At 59.8% G+C, this 21,531-nt stretch carries 21 protein-coding genes; all 21 read right to left on the bottom strand.

The window, feature by feature from the left end; all coding sequences use genetic code 11:
- Nucleotides 1-14: 14 nt before the first annotated feature.
- Nucleotides 15-1,229, bottom strand: a complete 1,215-nt coding sequence (locus MJO47_RS15075; protein WP_253961988.1) for a bifunctional 2-polyprenyl-6-hydroxyphenol methylase/3-demethylubiquinol 3-O-methyltransferase UbiG — start codon at nt 1,227-1,229, stop codon at nt 15-17.
- A gap of 4 nt (nt 1,230-1,233) precedes the next feature.
- The gene (locus MJO47_RS15070) at nt 1,234-2,547 is read right to left on the bottom strand and encodes a glycosyltransferase family 4 protein (protein ID WP_253961987.1); all 1,314 of its coding nucleotides are present in this window, start codon (nt 2,545-2,547) and stop codon (nt 1,234-1,236) included.
- Nucleotides 2,544-3,560: a radical SAM protein gene (locus tag MJO47_RS15065; RefSeq protein ID WP_253961986.1), complete on the bottom strand. Its 1,017-nt coding sequence runs from the start codon at nt 3,558-3,560 to the stop codon at nt 2,544-2,546. Before MJO47_RS15065 ends, MJO47_RS15070 begins: the two co-directional genes overlap by 4 nt.
- A complete protein-coding gene (locus MJO47_RS15060; RefSeq protein ID WP_253961985.1) occupies nt 3,532-5,184 on the bottom strand; it encodes a B12-binding domain-containing radical SAM protein in 1,653 nt (550 codons plus the stop codon). The genes MJO47_RS15065 and MJO47_RS15060 overlap by 29 nt, the downstream gene beginning before the upstream one ends.
- 4 nt (nt 5,185-5,188) lie before the next feature.
- On the bottom strand, nt 5,189-6,121 hold the full coding sequence (locus MJO47_RS15055) for an NAD(P)-dependent oxidoreductase (protein ID WP_253961984.1): 933 nt from the start codon (nt 6,119-6,121) through the stop codon (nt 5,189-5,191).
- Nucleotides 6,118-6,681, bottom strand: a complete 564-nt coding sequence (gene rfbC / locus MJO47_RS15050; protein ID WP_253961983.1) for a dTDP-4-dehydrorhamnose 3,5-epimerase — start codon at nt 6,679-6,681, stop codon at nt 6,118-6,120. Before rfbC ends, MJO47_RS15055 begins: the two co-directional genes overlap by 4 nt.
- Nucleotides 6,678-8,018 (bottom strand): lipopolysaccharide biosynthesis protein RfbH, encoded by a 1,341-nt coding sequence (gene rfbH, locus MJO47_RS15045; protein ID WP_371926707.1) that lies wholly within the window; start codon nt 8,016-8,018, stop codon nt 6,678-6,680. The genes rfbC and rfbH overlap by 4 nt, the downstream gene beginning before the upstream one ends.
- Nucleotides 8,019-8,026: 8 nt before the next feature.
- Entirely contained in the window at nt 8,027-9,145 is a 1,119-nt protein-coding gene (rfbG, locus tag MJO47_RS15040) for a CDP-glucose 4,6-dehydratase (RefSeq protein ID WP_253961981.1), read from the bottom strand.
- A complete protein-coding gene (gene rfbF, locus MJO47_RS15035; protein WP_253961980.1) occupies nt 9,127-9,906 on the bottom strand; it encodes a glucose-1-phosphate cytidylyltransferase in 780 nt (259 codons plus the stop codon). Before rfbF ends, rfbG begins: the two co-directional genes overlap by 19 nt.
- 303 nt (nt 9,907-10,209) lie before the next feature.
- On the bottom strand, nt 10,210-10,518 hold the full coding sequence (locus MJO47_RS15030; protein WP_253961979.1) for a rod-binding protein: 309 nt from the start codon (nt 10,516-10,518) through the stop codon (nt 10,210-10,212).
- Nucleotides 10,519-10,651: 133 nt separating this feature from the next.
- Nucleotides 10,652-11,758, bottom strand: coding sequence for a flagellar basal body P-ring protein FlgI (locus MJO47_RS15025; RefSeq protein WP_253961978.1), 1,107 nt, complete (start codon nt 11,756-11,758; stop codon nt 10,652-10,654).
- A 22-nt stretch (nt 11,759-11,780) separates the two neighbouring features.
- On the bottom strand, nt 11,781-12,473 hold the full coding sequence (locus MJO47_RS15020) for a flagellar basal body L-ring protein FlgH (RefSeq protein ID WP_253961977.1): 693 nt from the start codon (nt 12,471-12,473) through the stop codon (nt 11,781-11,783).
- Nucleotide 12,474: 1 nt separating this feature from the next.
- Nucleotides 12,475-13,428, bottom strand: a complete 954-nt coding sequence (gene flgA / locus MJO47_RS15015) for a flagellar basal body P-ring formation chaperone FlgA (protein ID WP_253961976.1) — start codon at nt 13,426-13,428, stop codon at nt 12,475-12,477.
- Nucleotides 13,429-13,439: 11 nt separating this feature from the next.
- Entirely contained in the window at nt 13,440-14,228 is a 789-nt protein-coding gene (flgG, locus tag MJO47_RS15010) for a flagellar basal-body rod protein FlgG (protein ID WP_253961975.1), read from the bottom strand.
- 27 nt (nt 14,229-14,255) lie between these two features.
- The gene (flgF, locus tag MJO47_RS15005; protein WP_253961974.1) at nt 14,256-14,987 is read right to left on the bottom strand and encodes a flagellar basal-body rod protein FlgF; all 732 of its coding nucleotides are present in this window, start codon (nt 14,985-14,987) and stop codon (nt 14,256-14,258) included.
- Nucleotides 14,988-15,046: 59 nt separating this feature from the next.
- Nucleotides 15,047-15,460 (bottom strand): hypothetical protein, encoded by a 414-nt coding sequence (locus tag MJO47_RS15000; protein ID WP_253961973.1) that lies wholly within the window; start codon nt 15,458-15,460, stop codon nt 15,047-15,049.
- 9 nt (nt 15,461-15,469) lie between these two features.
- Nucleotides 15,470-16,207 (bottom strand): FliA/WhiG family RNA polymerase sigma factor, encoded by a 738-nt coding sequence (locus MJO47_RS14995; RefSeq protein WP_253961972.1) that lies wholly within the window; start codon nt 16,205-16,207, stop codon nt 15,470-15,472.
- Between the two features lie 2 nt (nt 16,208-16,209).
- On the bottom strand, nt 16,210-17,121 hold the full coding sequence (locus MJO47_RS14990) for a MinD/ParA family protein (RefSeq protein WP_253961971.1): 912 nt from the start codon (nt 17,119-17,121) through the stop codon (nt 16,210-16,212).
- A 10-nt stretch (nt 17,122-17,131) separates the two neighbouring features.
- Nucleotides 17,132-18,385 (bottom strand): flagellar biosynthesis protein FlhF, encoded by a 1,254-nt coding sequence (gene flhF / locus MJO47_RS14985; protein WP_253961970.1) that lies wholly within the window; start codon nt 18,383-18,385, stop codon nt 17,132-17,134.
- Nucleotides 18,375-20,468 carry a flagellar biosynthesis protein FlhA gene (gene flhA / locus MJO47_RS14980; RefSeq protein ID WP_253961969.1) on the bottom strand — a complete coding sequence of 698 codons (2,094 nt, stop codon included), beginning with the start codon at nt 20,466-20,468 and terminating at the stop codon, nt 18,375-18,377. The genes flhF and flhA overlap by 11 nt, the downstream gene beginning before the upstream one ends.
- Nucleotides 20,465-21,529 carry a flagellar biosynthesis protein FlhB gene (gene flhB, locus MJO47_RS14975; RefSeq protein WP_253961968.1) on the bottom strand — a complete coding sequence of 355 codons (1,065 nt, stop codon included), beginning with the start codon at nt 21,527-21,529 and terminating at the stop codon, nt 20,465-20,467. Before flhB ends, flhA begins: the two co-directional genes overlap by 4 nt.
- Between the last annotated feature and the right edge of the window lie 2 nt (nt 21,530-21,531).

Raw genomic sequence — 21,531 nt, 5'->3', positions numbered from 1 at the left:
ACTGTGGATAGGCGTTAAAGATTGAGGATTTCCCCGTTAAACAATTGATGCGACTCAAGGCGTTCACGAATCGTTGTGTCGTGAGCAATCGCGGTGATCAGAAGACACGAATCACCGCTGGCGCCAGAGAGAGTATCCGGAGAGACAACCTTTCTCCCGCCAACTGTTGCCGTCTCTTGTTTAAACGGATTCATATCAACAAGCCCCTCAAGAGCGCAGTTCTTCAGTCCGGCAGCCTCGTAGAGATAGAGAAACTCCCTGCCGATCCCCCAGACGTAAACCGGGCGGCCGCTTTCGGCGATCCGCCCAAGGCTCTGGCGCCTCTGCGCCAGTCTGGCGATTTCCTCCTGAACGTAGCTTTCCAGGGAGACCGAGGGTGCCACCGGCATGCAGGGCGTGTCCGTGACGGTCTCGTCGGAACGTTTGCGGAAGACGGCTGAAAGATTTGGCATGACCATCTTCTCCCCCATGATCGGGTGAGCGGTCTGCTGGTAATCGACCAGGTCAAAACCTTCGGAATGGGCCAGTCGCTTCAGACTGGCGATATCGAAATGCTGGATGTGTTCGCGCATCAGCAGCCAGTAGAAATCGAAATAGAAATAGTCGTCGTAGCGGGCGGCATCAGGGACGCCGATGCAGAGTACGCCGCCGGGCTTGAGCACCCGGGCAGCCTCACGAAAGGCCGCGACCGGGTTCACCAGGTGTTCGAGAACCTGCTCGACAACCAGGGCATCGAACAGTCGATCATCGAAGGGCAGGCTTTGCGCATCCCCCAGACGGATATCGTAGTTTTTCCGGCGGGCGACCTCGACATAGGCCTGGGTCAAATCCACCCCGTACAGATGCGAATACCCCCGGGCCTTGAGAAAATCGAGAAAGCCACCCACCGCACAGCCAACATCCAGGACGGCTCCATGCCCCCCCACATGCGGCGCGATCAACGCGTACAACTGCCCGTAGCGATCAGAAGTGAACTTGCCGGTACTACCGGGCAGATCCCCCTCCTTGACCACGGAGTTCAGGTTGGCCGGAGCATACTCGTCGTTGTAATACCGTCCCAATCCGGCCATGTCTTCGGGGGACAGATCGTTGAAATGATGGCCGCAGACCGGACAGGCCATCAGGCGCACGGTCGGATAGAGGCTGGAACCATCCAGGTTGCCGCAGTCGAGAGAAAGAAGATTTCGCGGGGACGCGGCCCCGCACACCGGGCATGAAAGCCTTGACATCCTGTCACCTGTCGCTATCGGGGTTGACATTGCCGAGCCGGTCGGCCCACTGCTTCAGGAGGAGATCTTCGGGGAAATACGCGGCATAGTGAAAGACGGTCCCTTTGGTTCTCTCCAGAAGCCCTGGGAGGATCATTGCACTCAGCATGCCAAGCGATACCGTTCCATCCGGCGCAAAAATCTCCGGAAGCCGCTGGGTCGCCAGAAACCACTCTGAGGGGTGATGACCGAAGAGTGCGTTGAAATCAACGTCCCGTTTTTTTTCTTCGCGCGCCTCCCGGTAGAGGCGTTCGAAGGCCGTAACCGACCGATGCACGGAGAAGCGCTCGCGCACTAAGAGTGAGGCCTGTCGTCCCAGTCTCAGGCGTTCCTGCGGGTGGCGGGCAAGCCAGTCGATCGCCTCTCCGAACTCCCTTGGATTTCGGACAAATAGGCCGGTTTCCCCCTCGGTAACCAGGCAGCGTTCAGCGGGATTATCCAGGACTATGGGGACGACCTCCATGGCCATGGCTTCCAGCAGGGCGTTCTCCGAGGTGCCGTAATGCAGCGGGTTGAGCAGGTAGGGAAAGACGTTGATGGCGGCCAGCTCCGAGGCGATATCCGTTCGGTAGCCGCGAAATTCGAGCATCCCGGGACGACCGGCATCCCGACATTGCCGCTCGAGAATATCCCGATTGGTTTCGTCTCCGATGACCCGGACCCGGAAATCCGCCCCCGGCACCGCTGTCAAAAACTCGACATAATCAGGGTGCAGTTTGGCAAAATTCAGGCTCCCCAGATAACCGGCCGCCAGGGTGTCATCGATTTGTCTCACCGGAGGCTGAAGCCCTTCGAAGCCCCCGGCACTGTGCACCACACCCAGCCTGGAATTCTGATCCGGAGACAGCCCGACGACTTCCGGGGCCTCGTACGTGCAGGGCGAGGTAAAGAGACAGCGATGCGCCGAGCGGATCAGCCCCTGAGGGATAACAGGCGTATGGATTCCCGAGACGTGACACCAGAGCAGCAACCGCATGGCCGGCATAGGCCCTGCGCAGAGCGCGGCCATGGGGGCGGGATGTCCCCACCATTCGAGCTGGACGACATCCGCTTCTTCGATCATGCGGGCGAGGTTCTTCGGGTCTGGGGCGATCGCCACGGGACACCCCGAGTCAATAAGCGGATCGATGAACTGGGTTTTCTCGGGGCGCTCCAGGCAGGCGATGGCATGACGGATCCCCCCCTGCGCCGGGGTATTGAGGATGAGGCCGCTTAGAGCCTTACCCACGCCACCCCCCAGGTGGGCCGTCAGATGCAGTACCGAGACGGGACCGGTCATGATTTCGCGGCCCGAATCTTCTCCAGAAGTTCGCTGCGAAAAGGGTCGATGTTGTCGGGAAGACAATGGGTGAGCTGGCCGCAATCCCCGCAGACGGGGTCCTGCTTCCGCTGCCCTTGCAGGTGGGCGATGCGGTGAGCCCGGACGCGCTCGCCGGTCCAGATGCTCTTGAGGCTCTCCCGGCGCAGGTCACCGGCGACCAGCTTGCGGGCCCAGTCAAGAAAGCAGAGGCTGACCGTGCCGTCGGAGTTCACCGACAGGGAATAGAAAATATAGGGGCAGACCTGAACCTCTCCGACCGGCTGGCCGTATATCCCCGTATCCATGGAGACGTCGAGGCGGTCGGCCAGATCGAACTCTGGCCAGCAGGGGGCCATGTTCTCGATGAAAATGCGGTCGGCGTAGTCGCCGAAAAGCGCGAAAAAGCGCTCCTTATCCTCCGGGCTGAGAAAATCTCCGGCGATCTTGATGAGGATCTCGCAATCCCCCCTCATGGCGTAGAGGCGGCGGATATTGTCGACAAAGCGTTCGAAATCCACTTTGGCCCCGGCGAATTCCAGAAACTGCTGTTCCGAGAGGCCGTCGACCGAGATGTTGATCCGGTCGATGCCGGCATCGAGAACCGGTTTGACCGTCTCGGGATCAAGCAGCGAGCCGTTGGTGGTGGTGTCGATAAAGCGGGCTACGCCGCTCTGCTTGGCATAGCGGACCATGTCCGCGAAGCGCTTGTTCAGAAAGGGTTCGCCGTCCTTGTAGAGACGCAGGACTTTCAGGGGCTCGGGAAACGCCTTGAGATCGTCGATAATCTTCCGGTACAGGGAAAACTCCATGCTCCCCTGCCACCGGCCGCTGTCGCGGATCAGCGCCGGATCACCATTCGGACAGAACTTGCAGCGGAAATTGCAGGCGCTCGACGGGTCGACGAACAGGACAAAGGGGGTTTCCAGCGGGATCACCTCTTCGAGCCGGGTCCTCCCTTCCTGGTTAATGCGCGGCTTGATTTGAGCTTTCATAGATGCTCTCAGCCTCTCCTCGGGGGTTCATGGAAATTTCGGTTGCCGGAACCAGGTTAAAGCGAAGAGCGTATTCCATCCATTTTTTGTCCTCGGCTATGATGCAGTAAAAACGCTCTCTGTGAAATTGAATAAGCTTCGGATCGACATGCGGCAAATGCTCATAGGCCCTGGCAAGGTAATAGTGGGCAAAGGCCTGGTCGGGGTACTTGTCCACCACGTTCTTCAGACGGATCGCCGCTTTGGCATAGCGTCCGGTGCGAAGATTGTTGTTCTGGACAAAATTCACCTCCAGGTTCATCAGGTAGGCGAATTCAGTCATTTCTTCGGGATCGAGGTCTTCCGTACGGATCAGCCCCTTGTAGATTCCTACTTTCTGCGAAAGGTCTTCCACGTTGATGTACCCATTCTCGAGGCAGAGGTCGTACAGCCGCGATCCCGGGAATGGGGTGGCAATATGAATGGCCGCCCAGTCCAGTTCAAGGTCCCGGATGAAATCGATCGACGCCTGTCGATCCTCGTCCGTTTCACCCGGAATGCCGATGACGAAGAGTCCGAGCGTCGAAATATCGTATTTTCTCAAGGCATCGACGGCCGGCTTGACCTCGGAGAGATTCAGGGGCTTGCGGATGATGTCCTTCAGAACCCTCGAAGACCCCGACTCGATGGCAAGCGACGCCCCTTCCACTCCGGCATCACGCATCAAGCGCGCCATCTCATCGTCGATAAATCGGACGGACAGTCCGTTGGGTATCTCGACTTTGAGATGGAATTCCGCAAGCCCCTTAAGGATGGCCTTGGCCCGCTTGGCATTGAAGACAAATTGATCATCTTCGATGCCGAGCCGCTCCAACTGATAACGCTCAACCATTTCCCGGGTGTCGCTGATGACCCGTTCGGGGCTCATGGAGCGGATCTTTTTACCGTGATTGGCAGCCGCGCAGCAGAATATGCAGTCGAACGGACAACCGCGGGTGGTATGAATAACCAGATACCGCGACCCCTTTCCCTGATTCTTGCCGATAAGCCGTTCGCCATACAGGCCCAGGTCGATGAGTCCATAATCGATAGGAGGAATTTCGTCCAGATCCTGCACAAAGGTCGGACGAAACACCTCCCCGTTCCGGACATTTTCCAACGTCGCCCATGAAGGATGGTCTTGCAGGGTTTTGCGGCGATCCTCGCTGAGGACCAGGTCTAGAAAAGGGATTTCCCCCTCGCCGATGCACACGGCGTCGATAGCGTCGTGTGCCAGCAGTTGTGCGTGCAGGTTCGACGCCGCAATCCCCCCGGCCACCACCAGGCGATGAGGATCAATCTGCTTGACGAGCGCCGCCAGCCGGTACAGGGATTCATTGAAAAAACTGAACATCAGGGCGATGCCGACCAGGTCCGGATCGAATTCCTGCAGGGTTTCGCGCAAGACGGATTCCTGTTCCGCTACCGGAATATTGCGGGTGTTGAAATCGATAATCCGGATTTCTATGGAAGGACACCGTTCCTTGACATAACTGGCCAGGCTCAGAATGCCGTAGGGGACGGTAATCGGACTTTTGAAATCCTGCTCAAGGGTTTGATCAATATAGGTCGGGATGACAAACAGGGCCTTCGTGTGTGTTTTCATAATTTCACCGTTCGTTCTCATGGATGGAAAGATCCCTGGCAAATACTTCATTTTGCGGTTCGTTTGTCCCATCGCATTCAACGCTCTGCATAGGGGATCGATACAGATTCTGGAATTTCCGCGTATCCCCCCAGAAGGCCATGGGCTCGTAATCGGGATAGGGGTAATGGCCGAAGTTGAAGCGGATGGAGCCGCCGACCGCGGTGACATGCCCTTCGACCAGGCGTCGCACCGAAACCGGCTGGCCGCTGCAGATATTGATGACCCCGTCAAAGCCCGGATGCGCGAGCAGTGCTACCAGACGGGTAGCCACCTCCTCAACCGGCAGGTAGTCGCGCAACTGCTCCCCACCGGAGAGGTTGAAGACCGGCTGGCCCTCCGCCAGCGCCTTATCCAGCTGGGGCAGGAGACTCTTCGGGTTCTGCCCCGGACCATGCATGTAGAAGAGTCGGGCCCACTGCAGCCGGAAGGGGTGGGTTTTCTGCAGAAGCTCCAGGTATCCGCGCAGGGAATTCTTGGCCATGCCGTAGGCGGTGACCGGCTGCGGCGGGGTGCTCTCGGCAAGGCAGCCGGAGACGAGCCCGTATTCGAAACAGGTGCCGGAAACCAGAAGCTGCCGGGTACCCAAACGGACAAGGTCACCCAGGAAACGGCACTCGTCCGGCAGCGTCCGATCCAGATGGCTCAGGGCCCCGTAGTTGGGCAGCCCCGGCCAGGCCAGATGCACGACGGCGTCAAACTGCGAGGGCTCGAGACGCTCGGCGCACCCCGGCGCATGGATATCGGCGGCCAGAAAGGTCGCCTGGCCATACCAGGGGGCCTGGGACGCCCGCTGCGGGTTGCGGGCCACGGCCGTCACCCGATGCCCCTTTGCCAGCAGGGCCGTCACCACGTGACAACCGATAAAGCCCGTGGCTCCCGTCACCAGAACGTTCATGCCTCCCCTCCTCCAGTATGAAACGCAAAAGGGGTTTCGAAACAGTTGAATTCAGGAAAGTCCCTGTCCCTCGCGGAGATGATGGGATCGCTGTCCGGCCAGGCGATGTTGGCGGAGCTCCACAGAATGCCGGCATCCTGCTGCGGGGCATAGACCGAGGTGACCTTGTAGACCAGGGTCGCCGAGGCGCTCTGCACGTAAAAACCGTGCGCCAGCCCGCGAGGGAGATAGAGCATGTTGCCGGCTGCGGCGCTGAGCTCCAGCAGCACATGCTCACCGTAGGTCGGCGATCCTTTTCGCAGATCCAGAGCCGCATCGAGCACCGAACCCTCGGTGCAGTACACCAGCTTGTCGTGGTCATGGGGGGGAAGCTGAAAATGCAGCCCACGCAATACGCCCCGCCGTGATACCGAGTAGTATTCCTCAGCCCAATCCGTGTTCAATCCCCGATCGGCAAAAACCTCGCGATGGAAGATTTTGACGAACCTCCCCCGTTCATCTTCCAGGATGCGTGGGGTGATTTCAAAACAGCCTGGAAGGACGGTTTCCTGGAAGATCATCGACAACCCCGCTCCACGCCGGCGTGAACTTCGGCGATCATGGTATCTATCATGGGCTCTGTCAGTCCTGGATAGACCCCCAGCCAGAAGGTATCCTTGAGGATGCGATCCGTGACGACCAGCTCTCCTGCCACCCGGTAGCCGGTTCCGCTGCGGCGCATCTCGTCGAAGCAGGGGTGCTTGAGCAGGTTGCCGGCGAACAGGGGGCGAGTCTGGATGCCTTTCGATTCCAGGTGCGCGACCAGGCCGTCCCGGCTGACACGGGAGCCGTTTCGTACCGTGAGGAGGAAGCCGAACCAGGAGGGGTCGCTGTTTGCCGTGGCCTCCGGGAGAATGAAGACCTCTTCCAACCCTTTGAGCCCATCCCGCAGGCGCTGCCAGTTGTTTTTGCGCGCGGTGATGAAGGCGGGCAGTTTGTCGAGCTGGGCACAGCCGATGGCGGCCTGCATCTCGGTGACCTTGAGGTTGTAGCCAAAATGGGCATAGACGTATTTGTGGTCGTAGCCGATGGGAAGCTCGCCGAACTGGCGGTTGAAGCGGTTTTCGCAGGTGTTGTCATGCCCCGATGGGCACCAGCAGTCCCGCCCCCAGTCCCGGAACGATTCGACGAGCCTCTGGAGCTGGAGATCGCGGGTATAGACGGCGCCCCCCTCTCCCATGGTCATGTGATGAGGGGGGTAGAAACTTGAGGTCCCCAGGTGACCGATCGTGCCGGTATAGCGCCATTCACCGTTCAGACAATACCGGGAGCCGAGGGCGTCGCAGTTGTCTTCGATCAGCCAGAGTTCGTGTTGGTCACAGAAGGCGCGAACGGCAGCCAAGTCGAAGGGATTGCCCAGGGTATGCGCCACCATAACGGCACGGCTGCGGGGGGAGAGCGCTTCCTCGAGCTGACTCGTATCGATGTTGTAGGTCGGCAGGCTTACATCCACAAAGACCGGGACGGCGCCGAACTGGATGATCGGCGTCACGGTCGTGGGAAACCCGGCGGCCACGGTGATGACCTCGTCGCCCGGCCGGATACGGCGCTCCGCAAGTTTAGGGGAGGTCAGAGCCATGAACGCCAGCAGGTTCGCCGAAGAACCCGAGTTGGTCAGGGAACAGTATCCAGCATCCAGAAAACGGGAAAAATCCCGTTCGAAGCGTTCCGCGTAGCGTCCGGTCGTCAGCCAGAAATCAAGGGAGGCATCGACCAGAGCCGCCACCTCCTGCTCATCGTACACCCGGCCCCCGTAGGGAATCCGGTCACCGGGTGCATAAGGGGTATTCTCGCTGCGGCCATGACGATAGTAAGCGATCGCCGCTTCGATGGCCTGTCGCCTCAACGCCTGTTCCATGGTCTCACTCAATCGCTTCCTCCCATGCATACTCGGTCGGTTTCAGACAGGGGCTTCCCCAGACCGGCATACTGGCGGATCTGATCCAGGGAAAAGCTCCTCATGTCCTCGTCTCCCCCCTGCTGGACCCGATACCAGGATAGCGTCCACTCGAGGGCCGTATTGACATCAAGCAGCGGTTGCCACCCCAGATGCGTCATGGCCTTGGTGCAATCGAGCTTCAGGATACGTGCTTCATGGGGATGCGTTTCGTGATCAGTCTGCCAGGAGGCGCCCTCCCCCCAGATATCGCGCCCCAACTGCACCATATCCCCGACCGTCCAAACATCGGTATCCGGAGGACCAAAATTCCAGCCGTCAGCGCAGGCATCCCCCCTCGCCCACAAGTTTTCCGCCAGTAGAAGATAGCCATTCAGCGCTTCAAGGACATGCTGCCAGGGGCGAATAGCCTGGGGATAGCGAATGCGGATGGGCTGCCTTCCGGACCAGGCCCGCACTATGTCGGGGATCAGTCGGTCTTCCGACCAGTCACCGCCACCGATGACGTTTCCGGCGCGCGCCGTCGCCAGAAAAACCCCCTGTTCGGTCAAAAACGAATGGCGATAGGAGGCGGCTACCAGCTCGGCGCACCCCTTGCTGCTTGAATAGGGATCTCTTCCCCCCATGGGGTCGTTTTCGCGATACCCTCGCATCAACTCGCGGTTGTCATAGCACTTGTCGCTGGTGATCACGAGGGCCACTTTCACCGAAGGCGTCCTGCGGACGGCCTCCAGAAAGTGGACTGTCCCCATAACATTCACTTCGTAGGTTTCGACCGGATTGGCGTAGGAGGCCCGAACCAGGGGTTGGGCGGCGAGGTGCAGTACGATTTCGGGTGCGGCATCCGCCATCGCCCGAGCAAGCGCCTGGCCGTCCCTGACATCCGCCAAGGTGGACACCATCCCTTCGGCAACGCGGGCGCTGGTAAAGATACCAGGCCGATGGGCCGGAGGAAGCGCATAGCCGCTCACCCGCGCTCCCGCCTGCTGAAGCATCAACGCGAGCCACCCTCCCTTGAAGCCGGTATGCCCCGTCAGAAATACCGAGCGGCCTTGCCAGAAATCCCTGTTCATTCCCATATCTTCCATTTCGCTTTCCCGCGGCGCCACATCTGTTCCAGCTCTTCCTTGTCGCGAAGGGCATCCATGCATTTCCAGAAACCATGATGCTTGTAGGCCATCAGTTCACCGTCATGGGCCAGGTTTTCCAGCGGATCCTGTTCCAGCATCTTGCCATCGGCATCTTCCGGCAGGTAGGCAAAGGCTTCGGGTTTAAACACGAAGAAGCCACCATTGATCCAGCCCCCGTCGCCCAGCGGCTTCTCCTTGAAGCTGGAAACGTGCCCTTCGTCGCTCATGCCGAGCAGCCCGAAACGTCCTGCGGGCTGCACTGCGGTCACCGTGGCAATTTTCCCATGTTCGTGATGAAACTTAAGCAGTGCCTGCAGATCCACGTCGGCAACGCCGTCACCATAGGTGAGGAAGAATTCCTCCTTGCCAAGGTAGGGCATGACACGCTGGAGACGACCAGCCGTCAAAGTGTCGAGACCGGTTTCCACCAAAGTCACCCGGAAATTTTCCGTATTATTGCGGTGGATTTCGAAACTGTTGGTAGCCAGGTTGAAGGTAACGTCCGAATTATAAAGATAGTAGTTCATGAAATATTGCTTGATCATGAACCCCTTGTATCCCAGACAGACGATAAATTCATTGAATCCCTGGGTCTCGAATACTTTCATGATGTGCCAGAGTATGGGCTTGTCCCCAATTTCGATCATCGGCTTGGGCTTCAAGTATGACTCTTCGGAAATCCGTGTCCCCAGGCCTCCGGCCAAGATAACAACCTTCATGGGTATCCTCGCTTATTTCAGAAATAGAACTTTCTACAGTCGGCAGATCAAACCAGTTCGCTATCGCGGCGCACTAGGAATAGGGCGACCTCGATAAAATCATCTTCAGACTTATTGCAATTTCCTGGCCACACACCAACCATCAGAAAATACACCTGTTTTTACATAATCGTCCTTAGCTGCGCTTCATTCTTCAAAATCTTGACACTTTGAATACAAACGCAAAAAACCTGTCAACCCCAAAGGGACATGACAGGTTTTTGACAGGGAGTTCTTGTTTTTTAGCAAGTGAATGACCTGACTTTACTCGGCCTCTCTGTTCAACTGCCTGTACAGCACCTCGGCAATACCCATCCCTTGCCCTTTGGCCGCCTGCGTGGCGATCTCCTGATCGAGCAGGCTCTGGTAGATCTCGTCGGCGTTGCCCTTTTCAATAATCCCCCCCTGGGGAACGGACTGGCGCATGGCCTTGAACATAGAGGCGAGGAAGATGGCCTCGAATTCCTGGCAGGTTTTTTTGAGCGCCTCGGGATCGTCGCGCTTGACGTTTTTGGCCGGTGCTTGGGCATTGGCCTGGGACAGGAGGATTTGCGGGTCGACGTTTATTTTCATGAGTCAAAACCTTTTAGACTATCCACCACCAAGATATGAAGACACCAAGTACCCCATTGACAATTAAAGTTTTCTTGGTGCCTTGGTGTCTTCGTGGCGAGTGCATTTCCAGACTTAAAAGAGGATCACCCTTTTACAGAATCTCCAGATCGGCGTGCATGGCCCCGGCGGCTTTAATGGCCTGGAAAATGGCGATGAGGTCGCGGGGGGTGGCGCCGATGGCGTTGAGGGCGCGGGCGATTTCGCCGATGCTGACCCCCGGTTCGACCACAAGGAGGTCGCCGCCTTCTTCGGTGACTTCAATCCCGGTTTGCGGTACCGCTACGGTCTCCCCTTCACTGAAGGGGCCGGGTTGAGAGACTTCGGCCGATTCGGTGATGACCAGGCTCAGGTTGGCGTGGGAGACGGCCACCGTTGAGAGGCGGACTTCCTCACCCATGACGATGGTGCCGGTCTTTTCGTTGACGACGATTTTGGCCAGGGCGTCTGGGGTCACGTTGAGGCGCTCGAGGGCGGCGACAAAATCGACGGTGCGGCCGAGGTAGGCGCGGGGGATGGCGACTTCGAGACTGCCGCTGTCGAGCGTATAGGCGGTGCCGCGCCCGAAACGGGAGTCGATGACGGCCGCCATGCGCGAGGCCGTGGTGAAATCGGCGCTTTTCAGGCGATAGACCAGGCGGTTCTGGTTGGGCAGGGCGAAGGGCACCTCGCGTTCTACCAGGGCGCCGCCAGGAATGCGACCGACCGTGGGATGGTTTTTCTGCACCTTGGCCGCATTACCGCCGAAGGCGAGAGCGCCGACGACCAGCGGCCCCTGGGCGACGGCGTAGACCTGACCGTCCGGGCCCTTGAGAGGCGCCATCAGCAGCGTGCCGCCGGCGAGGCTGTCAGCGTCACCGAGGGAAGAGACGAGGACGTCGATGGTGGTGCCGGTTTTGGCAAAAGGCGGCAGCTGGGCGGTGACGATCACGGCGGCCACGTTGTCGACCTTGACCTTGCTGCGGTCGACGGTGAGCCCCATGTTTTCCATCATGTTGACGAGGGACTGGATGGTGAACTCGGTGCTGGCGCTGTCGCCGGTACCGTTGAGGCCGACCACCAGGCCGTAGCCGACCAGCTGGTTGTCGCGCACCCCTTCCAGGCCGGCAATATCTTTGATGCGGGCGGCCTTCGCCGCGGTCGGCAGCACAAGCGCCCCCAGCAGGAGAACAGTCAAAAGGCCGGTCAGAATTCGTTTCATGAGCTTACCTCAGCTTCAACCTTTAAAAGGGCCAGACATTGTCGAGTACCCGTACAAGCCATCCCTGCTTCTGCTTGTCGCTGATCACACCCTTGCCGGTATAAGTGATCTGCGAATCGAGGATGTACTTGGAATCGACGATGTTGTCGCGGGTGACGTCGGCCGGTCGCACCAGGCCGGTGAGACGGATGATCTGGTCTTCGTTGTTGACTCGCACGTTCTTGCCGCCTTCGATACGCATGTTGCCGTTGCCGAAAACCTCGGTCACCCGCACGGTGAGCGTAGCGACCAGGTCTTCCTTGCGGCTGGTGGTGCCACTGCCCTGAAAGCTGTTTTCGTACTCGGTGCCGATAAGGCTGGCGGGATTGATGGCGCTGTTGATCATGCCGATGTTCTTTTCGATGCCGAAGAGATTGTCGATCCCGGCCGAGGCGCTGCTGGAACGCCCGGTGCTGGTCTTGGCTTCCTTGCTGGCGCTGGCCCGTTCGAAAATGGCGACGGTGAGAATATCCCCGACCCGCCGGGCCTTATGGTCGGCGAAAAGGTCGTTGTTGCCGGCATTCCACAGGGAGCCGGGAGCCGAGGGCTCTACCGGGGGCTCCACCATGGCCGCGGTAGGAGTCAGGGGCGGCGGGGGATCCATGGCCGGCTGATGCGAAGCGCACCCGGCGGCGAACAGACCAAAGGCACAAAAAAGGGTGATGGCTTTTTTCATATCAGAACTCCACTTCGACCACGCCGGGGGCAATGACCCGGCAGTGAACATCTTTCTGCGAGCTGGTGTTGCGAACCTTGATGACATCCCCCTTTTTGCCGTCTTCGCGGGCCAGCCCTCGCGCACTGATGGTCAGGGAGCCCTTGGCGGCCACGATGGTCACGAGTTCGCCGCGCTGAACCATGGGGGGAAATTCAATGCTGTAACATTCGATGGGCTCGCCGGCGCGAATGGTACGCCGCACCTTTTTGCCGATCAGCTCATCCAGGTCCTGGCAGGGTTCGCGCAGTCGAGCCATTTCGGCTTCGACCAGCTGCAGGTCGCCTTGACCGATAATCTGCCCCCGGCGAAGCTCGGTCGTCGCCACGACCAGTTGGGCCATGGCCTGCATCTGGACACGCACGGAGAGGTTTTTGACTACGCGGCTGTCGATGCGAAAGATCAGGGTAAACCGGTTGCTGTTGACGATGGCGGGGTCGGAGGGGATGACGTCAACCTGAAGTTTGCCTTGCGGCAACACGAAGGGGGCGATGCGGCCGACGATTTCCAGCGAGGTAGTGGTCGCCGCCAGGTTGTCCTGCTGGGCTTTGAGGTAGTCCTGCAGAATCCGGTTGATTTGGGCCTGGTCCACGGTGATGCCGGCACGGATGACCCGAACTTCCTCGGCGCCGCCCCAGGCAGCCTCCGCCAGATCGGGGTTCGTGCGCTGGACATAGGCCCGGATATCGGCGGCCTGGTGCAGCTCCTCTTCGCCGGGGGCTGGGGCGCGAAACAGAGTCAAGTCCCCCAGCAGGCGATTCTCGGGCGTCTCGGGAAGAATCTGCGCCACCTCGCCCAGCAGCAGAATTTCCCCTTGAGCCTGGGCCTGGGGACGAAAGCGAATCTCCAGGGCCAGCGCAGCCGTTGCCTGCCCGCAGAGCAGGAGCAGCGTCAGCATGAGCCAAAGACGCGTCATGATCATCCCGCCTAACGGATCAATCCGTTGGTCATCTGCAGCATCTCGTCGGCGGTGCGTATAGCCTTGGAGTTCACCTCGTAGGCGCGCTGACCGGCAATCATGTTGACCATCTCTTCCATGACACTGACGTTGGAACCTTCCAGAAAACCCTGGCTGATCAGCCCGAGGCCTTCGGTGCCAGCCACGCCAGCGACCGGCACCCCGGAGCTGAGGGTTTCGGCGTAGAGGTTGCGACCCAGACTGGAGAGGCCGGCGGGATTGCTGAAGCGCACCAGTTCGATGACGCCGACCTGGGCCGGAGCGTTTTCGCCATCGAGGAAGACTTCCACATCGCCCCCCTCACCCACGGCGATGCGGGTGGCATTTTCGGGGACGACGATTTCAGGAAAGAGCGGATAACCTTCGGAGGTCACGATACGGCCGACGCTGTCTTTTTTGAAAGAACCGTCGCGGGTGTAGGCGGTTTCGCCATCGGGGAGAATCACCTGAAAGAAGCCGGTCCCCTCGATAGCCAGATCGAGCTCATTGCCCGTGCTCTGCATATCGCCGACGGTGAAGATCTTCTGGACGGCGGCCACTTTGGAGCCGAGTCCGATCTGGATGCCGGTGGGAATCTCGCCGCCGTCAGCGGTGGTCGTTCCCGCCATGCGGGTCGTCTGGTAGAGGACGTCCTGGAAGTCGGCCCGGCTCTTCTTGAAGCCCACGCTGTTGACGTTCGCCAGATTGTGCGCGATCACGTCCATGTTCACCTGCTGGGCTTCCATGCCGCTCGATGCTGTCCACAATGCCCTGATCATAATTTTATCTCCTCGCTGTTAGGCGTCTTAACCCAGCAGGCCGATTTCATTGGCCTTGCTGGAAAGGTCGTCAAAGGTTCTCATCATGCGCTGGCAGGCCTCAAAGGCGCGGTTGGCTTCAACCATGCGCACCATCTCCGCCATCATGTTGACATTGGATTCTTCAATCTTGCCTTGATGAACCACAGGCGCGGCCACCGGTTGCGGCTCAAGGGCGTTGCCGTTAGGAGCGAAGAGACCGTCACCCCGGCGCTCCAGAGCCGTTGGGTCAGCAAACGTCACAATGGCCACCTGCCGAAAGTCGCCCTCCCCCACATTGACGCGTCCGTGCTCGTCGATTTCCACGTCGGGGCTGGGCAGCACGATGGGCTGGCCCGCGTCGTCCAGCACGTTCATACCGGCGCCGTTGACCAGCTGGCCCAGGCTGTTGAGATTAAAATTGCCCTGGCGCGTATAGAAGTCTTCACCATCGACCCCGCGCACCCGGAAGAAACCCTCGCCCTCGATGGCCAGGTGGGTGCCGATGCCGGTGGGGGTAAGCGCTCCCTGACCAAAATTCGTGAAGCCTTGGCGAACTTCCGTCAGGTTGATGCCGCGGGTTTCGACACCGGTTATCGTTCGCTCCAGAATGCCTTCAAAGGCGCTCTCGCCGCCCTTGAAGCCGGCAGTACGGCTGTTACTCATATTGTCGCTGATGGTATCCATCCGATTCATCCGGGCCATCGCGCCCGACATGGCGCTGTATATTCCTGAACTCATGGCAACCTGTCCTCTCTCTTGACTGTCCCCTTACTCTTCGACAGGAAGAGGCCGAATCTTTAGGCGTTACTGTTTCGTCTCCCTACCTGGGCCAGCCGTACCAGCTGCTCGGCCTCACGGGGCGAAATGTCGAGCACGTCGGCGATATCTTCGGCCTTCATGCCGTGCCCGGCCATGGAGGCGAGATAGCGGTATTTTTCCGGCAGGCTGCTGCCGGCGGCGGACAGGTCAAGGCGGGCTTTGAGCTGGGCGCGCAGTTGCTCTTTGTCGGGCCGGGCGTCGATCGGGGTGCCATTCGCGGTCGTTTGACTCTCCAGCTGCTCCAGGCGGGCGAGAGCCTCGTCCAGCTGTTGCCGCAGGGCGCCGTTCTGCCCATCCAGGCGCCGCAGCCGCACCAGGAGCAGAAGCAGAACCACACAGGTGAGCAGCCAGAGGGCGGAAGCGGCAATGAGGGCGATTTCCTGCAGAGACATGGACATGACCTATGGCTGACGTTTCTGCATCTTGACTTTGAGCTTGAGCAGGGCCTGGCTGTGCAGCTGGGAAACCCGCCCTTCGGAGAGCTCGAGCACCTCGGCAATCTCCTTCTGACTCAGTTCTTCATAATAATAAAGGGAGATGACCAGCCGCTCTTTTTCCGTGAGTTTTTCCAGGTGCGCGGCCAGTTCATGGGTCAGCTGGTGCTCGGCCAGCCGCTCTTCGGGGTTCTTGCTGTCGGTGTCTTCGAGACTGTCGAGGAAGCTGCGGCCTTCGTCCGAATCATCCAGCGTTTCGTGCAGACTGACACAGCCGAGATGACCGATTTGACCGAGGGTGTCCCGGTATTCGGCCAGGGCGATCCCCATGGCCTGCGCGACTTCTTCCTCCTCGGGACTGCGGCCGAGCTGATGCTCCAGCGCGTTCATCGCTTCGGCCACCCGCGACTGCTTATCGCGCAAGGAGCGGGAGAACCAGTCCATCTTGCGGACTTCATCAAAGATGGCGCCGCGAATGCGGTGTTCGGCAAAGGTTTTGAAGAGGATGCCCCGCGAAGGGTCAAAACGATTGGCCGCGTCGAGCAGTCCCATCATGGCGGCGCTGGTGACGTCGTCGCGGGTCAGAAAGGATGGCACCTGGCACATCATGCGATCGACCACCAGGCTGACCGTCGGCAGATGCGACTGGATCAGCCGGGAGCGCTCGTCGCCCTCTGCCTGGCCATATCCAAACGCTTTGTTCATGCCTAGCCTCCGCTGCCGAAAGACATGAGTTTTTTCCAGAAAAACTGCAGGGACCCCTTGGCCTGAGCTTCGCGCGAACCGGAGGTGAGCTGGCCGGCCAGGGATTCAAAGGCGGCGCTTACCTTGGTGGTGGGAAAGAGCTCGACCATGACCCGCTGCCGACGCACGGCCTCGTGCATGCGGCGATCGAAGGGAATGCCGCCGAGAAAATCGATGGAAATGTCGAGATAGCGCCCCGAGACCATGGTGAGCTTGCGGTAGACGTCGAGGGCCTCGTCATTGTTGCGCACCGAGTTGACAATGAGGTTGAAGCGTTTTTCGTGATACTGGATGGAGAGCAGCTTCATCAGCGCGTAGGCGTCGGTGATTGCCGTCGGCTCCGGCGTCGTCACCACCAGAATGTCCTGGGCGGCCACGTTGAAATAGGTGACGTTCTCGGAAATGCCGGCTTCGGTATCGATGAGGACGATATCGAATTCGCCGTGCAGGTTGTCCAGATCATCCATGAAGCGCATCTTCTGCGAGGAATCGAGACGGGTGAATTTCTGAACCCCCGAGCCGGCGGGCAGAATGTGAATGCCGGCCGGTCCCTCGACCATGATATCCTGCAGGCTCTGTTCGCCGGCAAAGAAATGGTTCAGGTTGTAGCGCGGCGCCAGGCCGAAGACGACGTCGACGTTGGCCAGGCCGAGGTCGGCATCGATAATCAGCACCTTTTTCCCCAGACGGGCCAGCGCCACAGCCATGTTGGAAACGACGGCGGTCTTGCCGACCCCCCCTTTGCCGCTGGTGACGGAAATGACGCGGGTCGTCTTCGTTCCGGCCACCGCCACCTTGTCCTGTCCGGCCAGTCGGCCGGAGAGGGAGCGCAGGGTTCCAGCCTGGTCCACATATTTCTGTACAGTTTCCATCATTGGCAAATCCTTACTCTTTTCCCAGAATGAGACCGGCTACCCGGCGCGCCTCGGCCAGCAGAAGATCTTCAGGAACCCGCTGACCGTTGCCCAGATAGGAAATGGGAAAGTTGTGACGTACCGGCACATTGATCAGGGCGCCCAGACTTTCGCACTCATCCAGCTTGGTGAACATCAGACTTTTAAGGCCAAGACCCTGAAAACGACGGATGACCTCGCCCAGATCCCGTTCGCGGGTGGTGGCGGAAAGGACCAGATGATTCTCGATGGCATAATCGGGGTGCAGAAATTCCCCGAGTTCGCGCAGGCTGACATCGTCTTTGGGGCTGCGGCCGGCAGTGTCGATGAGAATGAGGTCTTTGTCCCGGTGGCGGGCGAAAACCTGCTCCATCTGTTCGGGCCGGACAACCACCTCGACGGGAACATTCATGATTTCGCCGTAGACCTTGAGCTGCTCCACGGCGGCGATACGGTAGGTGTCGATGGTCACCAGGGCGACGCTCTGCCCGCCCTGCAGGAGATAATCGGCCGCCAGTTTGGCAATGGTCGTCGTTTTGCCGACCCCGGTGGGACCAACCAGGGCCAGTCGACGGGCCTCGCCAGGGCGGAAGACCGGGCCACTGACCTGCACTAGATCAGTGAGGGCGTCGTGAAAGAAGCTGTCCAGCACGCCGGGGCTGTACACCTGCTGCGGCGTCAGCTTCTCGCCGGCATAACGGGCGATGGTCTCGGCCACCTCATCTTCGAGGCCGCGGGCACTGAGCTCAGCCATGACCGGCGCCAGCCAGGCATCCTGCCCTTTGCGCGCCGGGAGGGCGGGTTCGGCCCAACGCGGCGCCGGCGGAGCAGGCTCGGGCTTGCGCTCGGCCATCTCCCGGACAAAGCCCTGGACCAGTGAGCGCAGTTCGTCGATTTCGCCGCGCAAGGTGTCGACTGGAACGCTGGCAGGCTGGGGGCGGCGCGCGGGCGGCTCCTCCATCACCGGCGAAGTCCGGCGACCGGCCCAGATATCTTCATAACGGATATCGTCGGCGACGCTGGCGTAGGTCCGCGCCGGCCTGGCCGCAGCCACGGGCTTATTCAGGGCCGGCTTGGCGGTCTCCGGTTCGACGGCGGCCGTTACCTCCAGCAGCGGCTTACCGAAAAAGCCGCCGCCTTTGCGCACGGTGCGGGTGGAAAGGATGAGGGCATCGGGCCCCAGAGTTTCCTTGACCATCCTCAGGGCGGTCGCCATGTTTTCCGATTGAAAGACTTTAACTTGCATTCAATTTCACCGTTCCGATGGATCTGACTTTGAGATTGGGGGCCACCTCGTTGTGAGAGATGACCGCCAGCGACGGCAGATAACGTTCGGTCAACCTTTTGACATGCGGTCGGATTGTTGGCGGGCACAGCAGCACCGGCTCACTCGCCCCGCTGAACCGCCCCAGGTTCTCGCTCAAGCCTTCGAGGATGGACTGGGCCGTGCGCGGATCGATATTGAGAAACGCGCCCTGGTCCGTCTGCTGCACCGCCCGCTGCAGCGTCTCCTCGACGCTGCGATCGAGGGTGAGCAGCGGCAGCACATTGTCGTCCTGGGCATAACGGGCGCTGATCTGCCGTCCCAGGGCCTGCCGTACCTGCTCCGTCAGCATATCGACATCCTGAGTGGAAGGCGCCCAGTCGGCCACCGTCTCCAGGATGGTGCGCAGATCTCTTATGGAAACCTGTTCGCGCAATAAATTCTGCAAGATACGCATGACGCCCCCCAGGCTGATCAGGTTGGGAACCAGTTCCTCAACCAGCTTCGGATAGCTCTTGCCGAGGTTATCTAGCAAGTTCTGTACCTCTTGACGGCCAAGCAGCTCATGGGCATGTCTTTTTATGATCTCGCTGATATGGGTGGCAATGACGGTGGTACAGTCGACCACCGTATAACCGGCCATCTGCGCCCTCTCCTTCTTGTCTTCGGAAATCCAGGTGGCCGGCAGGTTGAAGGCGGGTTCCACCGTCTGCACTCCTTTGAGATTCTCCGTGGCCAGCCCCGGATTCATGGCGAGATAGTGGCCGGGCAGCATCTCGCCGCCGGCGATGGAAACCCCCTTGAGGAGGATACGGTATTCGTTGGGCTTGAGCTGCAGATTGTCCTTGATATGCACCGGCGGCACGATGAAGCCCATGCTCACCGCGAACTGCTTGCGCGTGGAGCGGATGCGGGCCAGCAGTTCGCCATCCTGGGCCGCGTCGACGAAAGGAATCAGACCGTACCCCACCTCCAACTCGAGCAGGTCCACCGCCAGCATCTCCTCGTAGTCCTCCTTCTCCTCCGGACGCGCTTCCGGCTCCACCGGCAGGCGGGCGGCCCGTTCGGCCTCCTTGACTTTTTTGTCAATGCCGTAGGCCAGAAAGGCCAGGGCAATGGAGAGGAGCATGAAGGGCAGAAAAGGCAGGCCCGGGATGAGAGCGAAACCGAGCAGCACGCCGGAAACCACCCAGATGGCCCGCGGGTGCAGGGAAAACTGCTTCTTGATATCCGACCCGAAGTCGCCGTCGCCAGCGGTGCGGGTCACCAGGATGCCGGCGGCGGTGGAGATGATCAGGGCCGGCACCTGCCCCACCAGGCCGTCACCGACGGTGAGGATGGTGTAGTTCTGGGCCGCCTCCAGCATCGGCATGCCCTTCTGCATGACGCCGATAATAAAACCGGCGCCGATGTTGATCAGGGTGATGAGGATGCCGGCGATGGCGTCGCCGCGCACGAACTTGCTGGCACCGTCCATGGCCCCGTAGAACTCGGCCTCCATGGCGATATCCTTGCGGCGGGTGCGGGCCTCCTGTTCGTCGACCAGGCCGGCATTAAGGTCGGCGTCGATGGCCATCTGCTTGCCGGGCATGGCGTCGAGGGTGAAGCGGGCGGCGACCTCGGCCACGCGCCCGGCCCCCTTGGTGATAACCATGAAGTTGATGACCACCAGGATGGAGAAGACCACGATACCGACCACGTAGTTGCCGCCGACCACGAACTGGCCGAAGGAGGCGATCACCGAACCGGCCGCCGTCGGCCCCTGGTCGCCGTTGAGCAGAATCAGCCGGGTGGAAGCGACATTGAGGGAGAGACGAAAGAGGGTTGTGGCCAGCAGCACTGAAGGAAAGATGCCGAAATCCAAAGCCCGGGACGTATAAAGACTGATGATCATGATCAGCAGGGCCAGGGTGATATTGAGGGAAAGAAAAATATCAAGCAGGATGGGCGGCAGCGGGATAATCATCACCAGCAGAATGGCCACCAGTCCCACGGCGACCATGATGTCACTGCGCAGCAGCATCTCTTTGTAGTTCAGCGAGCGAAGCGTGCTTACGTTTATCATCCCTTATTCCTCTTTACGTTATAGACATAGGCCAGGATTTCGGCCACGGCCTTGAACATCTCTTCGGGGATCTCCCGACCAATCTCCACCTTGTACAGCGCCCGGGCGACCGGCACGTTCTCCACCATGGGGACGTTGTGCTCGCGGGCGAGGTCACGGATGCGCATGGCCAGATGATCGGCGCCCTTGGCCACCACTTGTGGCGCCTCCATTTCCCCGCGCCGGTAAGCCAGGGCAATGGAGAGGTGGGTCGGGTTGGTGATGATGACATCGGCCTTGGGCACTTCGGCCATCATGCGTTTGCGGGCGACCTGCTGCTGAATGGAGCGAATGCGCGACTTGATGTAGGGGTCGCCTTCCGTTTCCTTGTACTCCTCTTTCTGTTCCTGCTTGGACATCTTCATTTTCTGTTCCATTTCCCAGCGCACGAACAAAAAATCGAGCACGGCCAACAAAATAAGGACGCCGCTGCTCTTGAGCAGCACGACCGCCCCGACCCGGCCTACGTAGCGCACGGTCTCACTGACGTCCATGTCGATCAGGTAGAGTGCCTGCTCGAACTCGGCGCTGACGGCGCGAAAGGCGATAACGCCGACCAAGAGGACTTTGGCCAAAGATTTGACCAGCTCGACCAGAGAGCGTTTGGAAACGAACTTTTTGGCCCCTTCGACCGGGTCGAGCTTTTTGAGGTCCGGCACCAGGGGTTTGCCGGTGAAGAGCCAGCCGATCTGCAGAAAACTGGCCAGAAACCCCGCCACCAGGACCAGAATCAGGGGAGGCGCCAGCATCAGGGCCATTTTGCCGAAAGTGGCTGTCATTAAATTGACTATGGACAGGGGCGTCATTTCGAATTCGCCGGCGGTGCGCCAGAACGTCGCCACCAGCCTGGAGAGCTGCGCCCAGAAAAAGGGCGCGTAAAAGAACCAGAGCAGCAGCGACGTGGTCAGCAAAGCCGCCGTCTGCACTTCCCGGCTCTGAGCCACCTGCCCTTTTTCGCGAAATTCCCGGCGCCGTTTTTCTGACGCCTGTTCGGTTTTTTCCTGTCCGCTGTCGTCAGCCATGG

It is taken from the genome of Desulfuromonas sp. KJ2020, from assembly GCF_024197615.1.
Taxonomy (GTDB): Bacteria; Desulfobacterota; Desulfuromonadia; order Desulfuromonadales; family SZUA-540; genus SZUA-540.
Note: the sequence above shows the minus strand (reverse complement) of the source record. Positions and strands in the feature narration are given on the sequence as shown.

Excerpts from the sequence above, each read along its gene's own strand:
- MJO47_RS15075 (WP_253961988.1), bottom strand. The coding sequence starts at position 1,229 with ATGTCAAGGCTTTCATGCCCGGTGTGCGGGGCCGCGTCCCCGCGAAAT.
- flhA (WP_253961969.1), bottom strand. The coding sequence starts at position 20,468 with ATGATAAACGTAAGCACGCTTCGCTCGCTGAACTACAAAGAGATGCTG.
- MJO47_RS15025 (WP_253961978.1), bottom strand. The coding sequence starts at position 11,758 with ATGAAACGAATTCTGACCGGCCTTTTGACTGTTCTCCTGCTGGGGGCG.
- MJO47_RS15000 (WP_253961973.1), bottom strand. The coding sequence starts at position 15,460 with ATGTCTCTGCAGGAAATCGCCCTCATTGCCGCTTCCGCCCTCTGGCTG.
- flhF (WP_253961970.1), bottom strand. The coding sequence starts at position 18,385 with ATGCAAGTTAAAGTCTTTCAATCGGAAAACATGGCGACCGCCCTGAGG.
- MJO47_RS15060 (WP_253961985.1), bottom strand. The coding sequence starts at position 5,184 with ATGAAAACACACACGAAGGCCCTGTTTGTCATCCCGACCTATATTGAT.
- rfbG (WP_253961981.1), bottom strand. The coding sequence starts at position 9,145 with ATGGAAGATATGGGAATGAACAGGGATTTCTGGCAAGGCCGCTCGGTA.
- rfbH (WP_371926707.1), bottom strand. The coding sequence starts at position 8,018 with ATGGAACAGGCGTTGAGGCGACAGGCCATCGAAGCGGCGATCGCTTAC.
- MJO47_RS15030 (WP_253961979.1), bottom strand. The coding sequence starts at position 10,518 with ATGAAAATAAACGTCGACCCGCAAATCCTCCTGTCCCAGGCCAATGCC.
- MJO47_RS14995 (WP_253961972.1), bottom strand. The coding sequence starts at position 16,207 with ATGAACAAAGCGTTTGGATATGGCCAGGCAGAGGGCGACGAGCGCTCC.
- MJO47_RS14990 (WP_253961971.1), bottom strand. The coding sequence starts at position 17,121 with ATGATGGAAACTGTACAGAAATATGTGGACCAGGCTGGAACCCTGCGC.
- flhB (WP_253961968.1), bottom strand. The coding sequence starts at position 21,529 with ATGGCTGACGACAGCGGACAGGAAAAAACCGAACAGGCGTCAGAAAAA.
- rfbF (WP_253961980.1), bottom strand. The coding sequence starts at position 9,906 with ATGAAGGTTGTTATCTTGGCCGGAGGCCTGGGGACACGGATTTCCGAA.
- flgF (WP_253961974.1), bottom strand. The coding sequence starts at position 14,987 with ATGAGTTCAGGAATATACAGCGCCATGTCGGGCGCGATGGCCCGGATG.
- MJO47_RS15055 (WP_253961984.1), bottom strand. The coding sequence starts at position 6,121 with ATGAACGTTCTGGTGACGGGAGCCACGGGCTTTATCGGTTGTCACGTG.
- flgG (WP_253961975.1), bottom strand. The coding sequence starts at position 14,228 with ATGATCAGGGCATTGTGGACAGCATCGAGCGGCATGGAAGCCCAGCAG.
- MJO47_RS15020 (WP_253961977.1), bottom strand. The coding sequence starts at position 12,473 with ATGAAAAAAGCCATCACCCTTTTTTGTGCCTTTGGTCTGTTCGCCGCC.
- MJO47_RS15065 (WP_253961986.1), bottom strand. The coding sequence starts at position 3,560 with ATGAAAGCTCAAATCAAGCCGCGCATTAACCAGGAAGGGAGGACCCGG.
- MJO47_RS15070 (WP_253961987.1), bottom strand. The coding sequence starts at position 2,547 with ATGACCGGTCCCGTCTCGGTACTGCATCTGACGGCCCACCTGGGGGGT.
- rfbC (WP_253961983.1), bottom strand. The coding sequence starts at position 6,681 with ATGATCTTCCAGGAAACCGTCCTTCCAGGCTGTTTTGAAATCACCCCA.
- flgA (WP_253961976.1), bottom strand. The coding sequence starts at position 13,428 with ATGACGCGTCTTTGGCTCATGCTGACGCTGCTCCTGCTCTGCGGGCAG.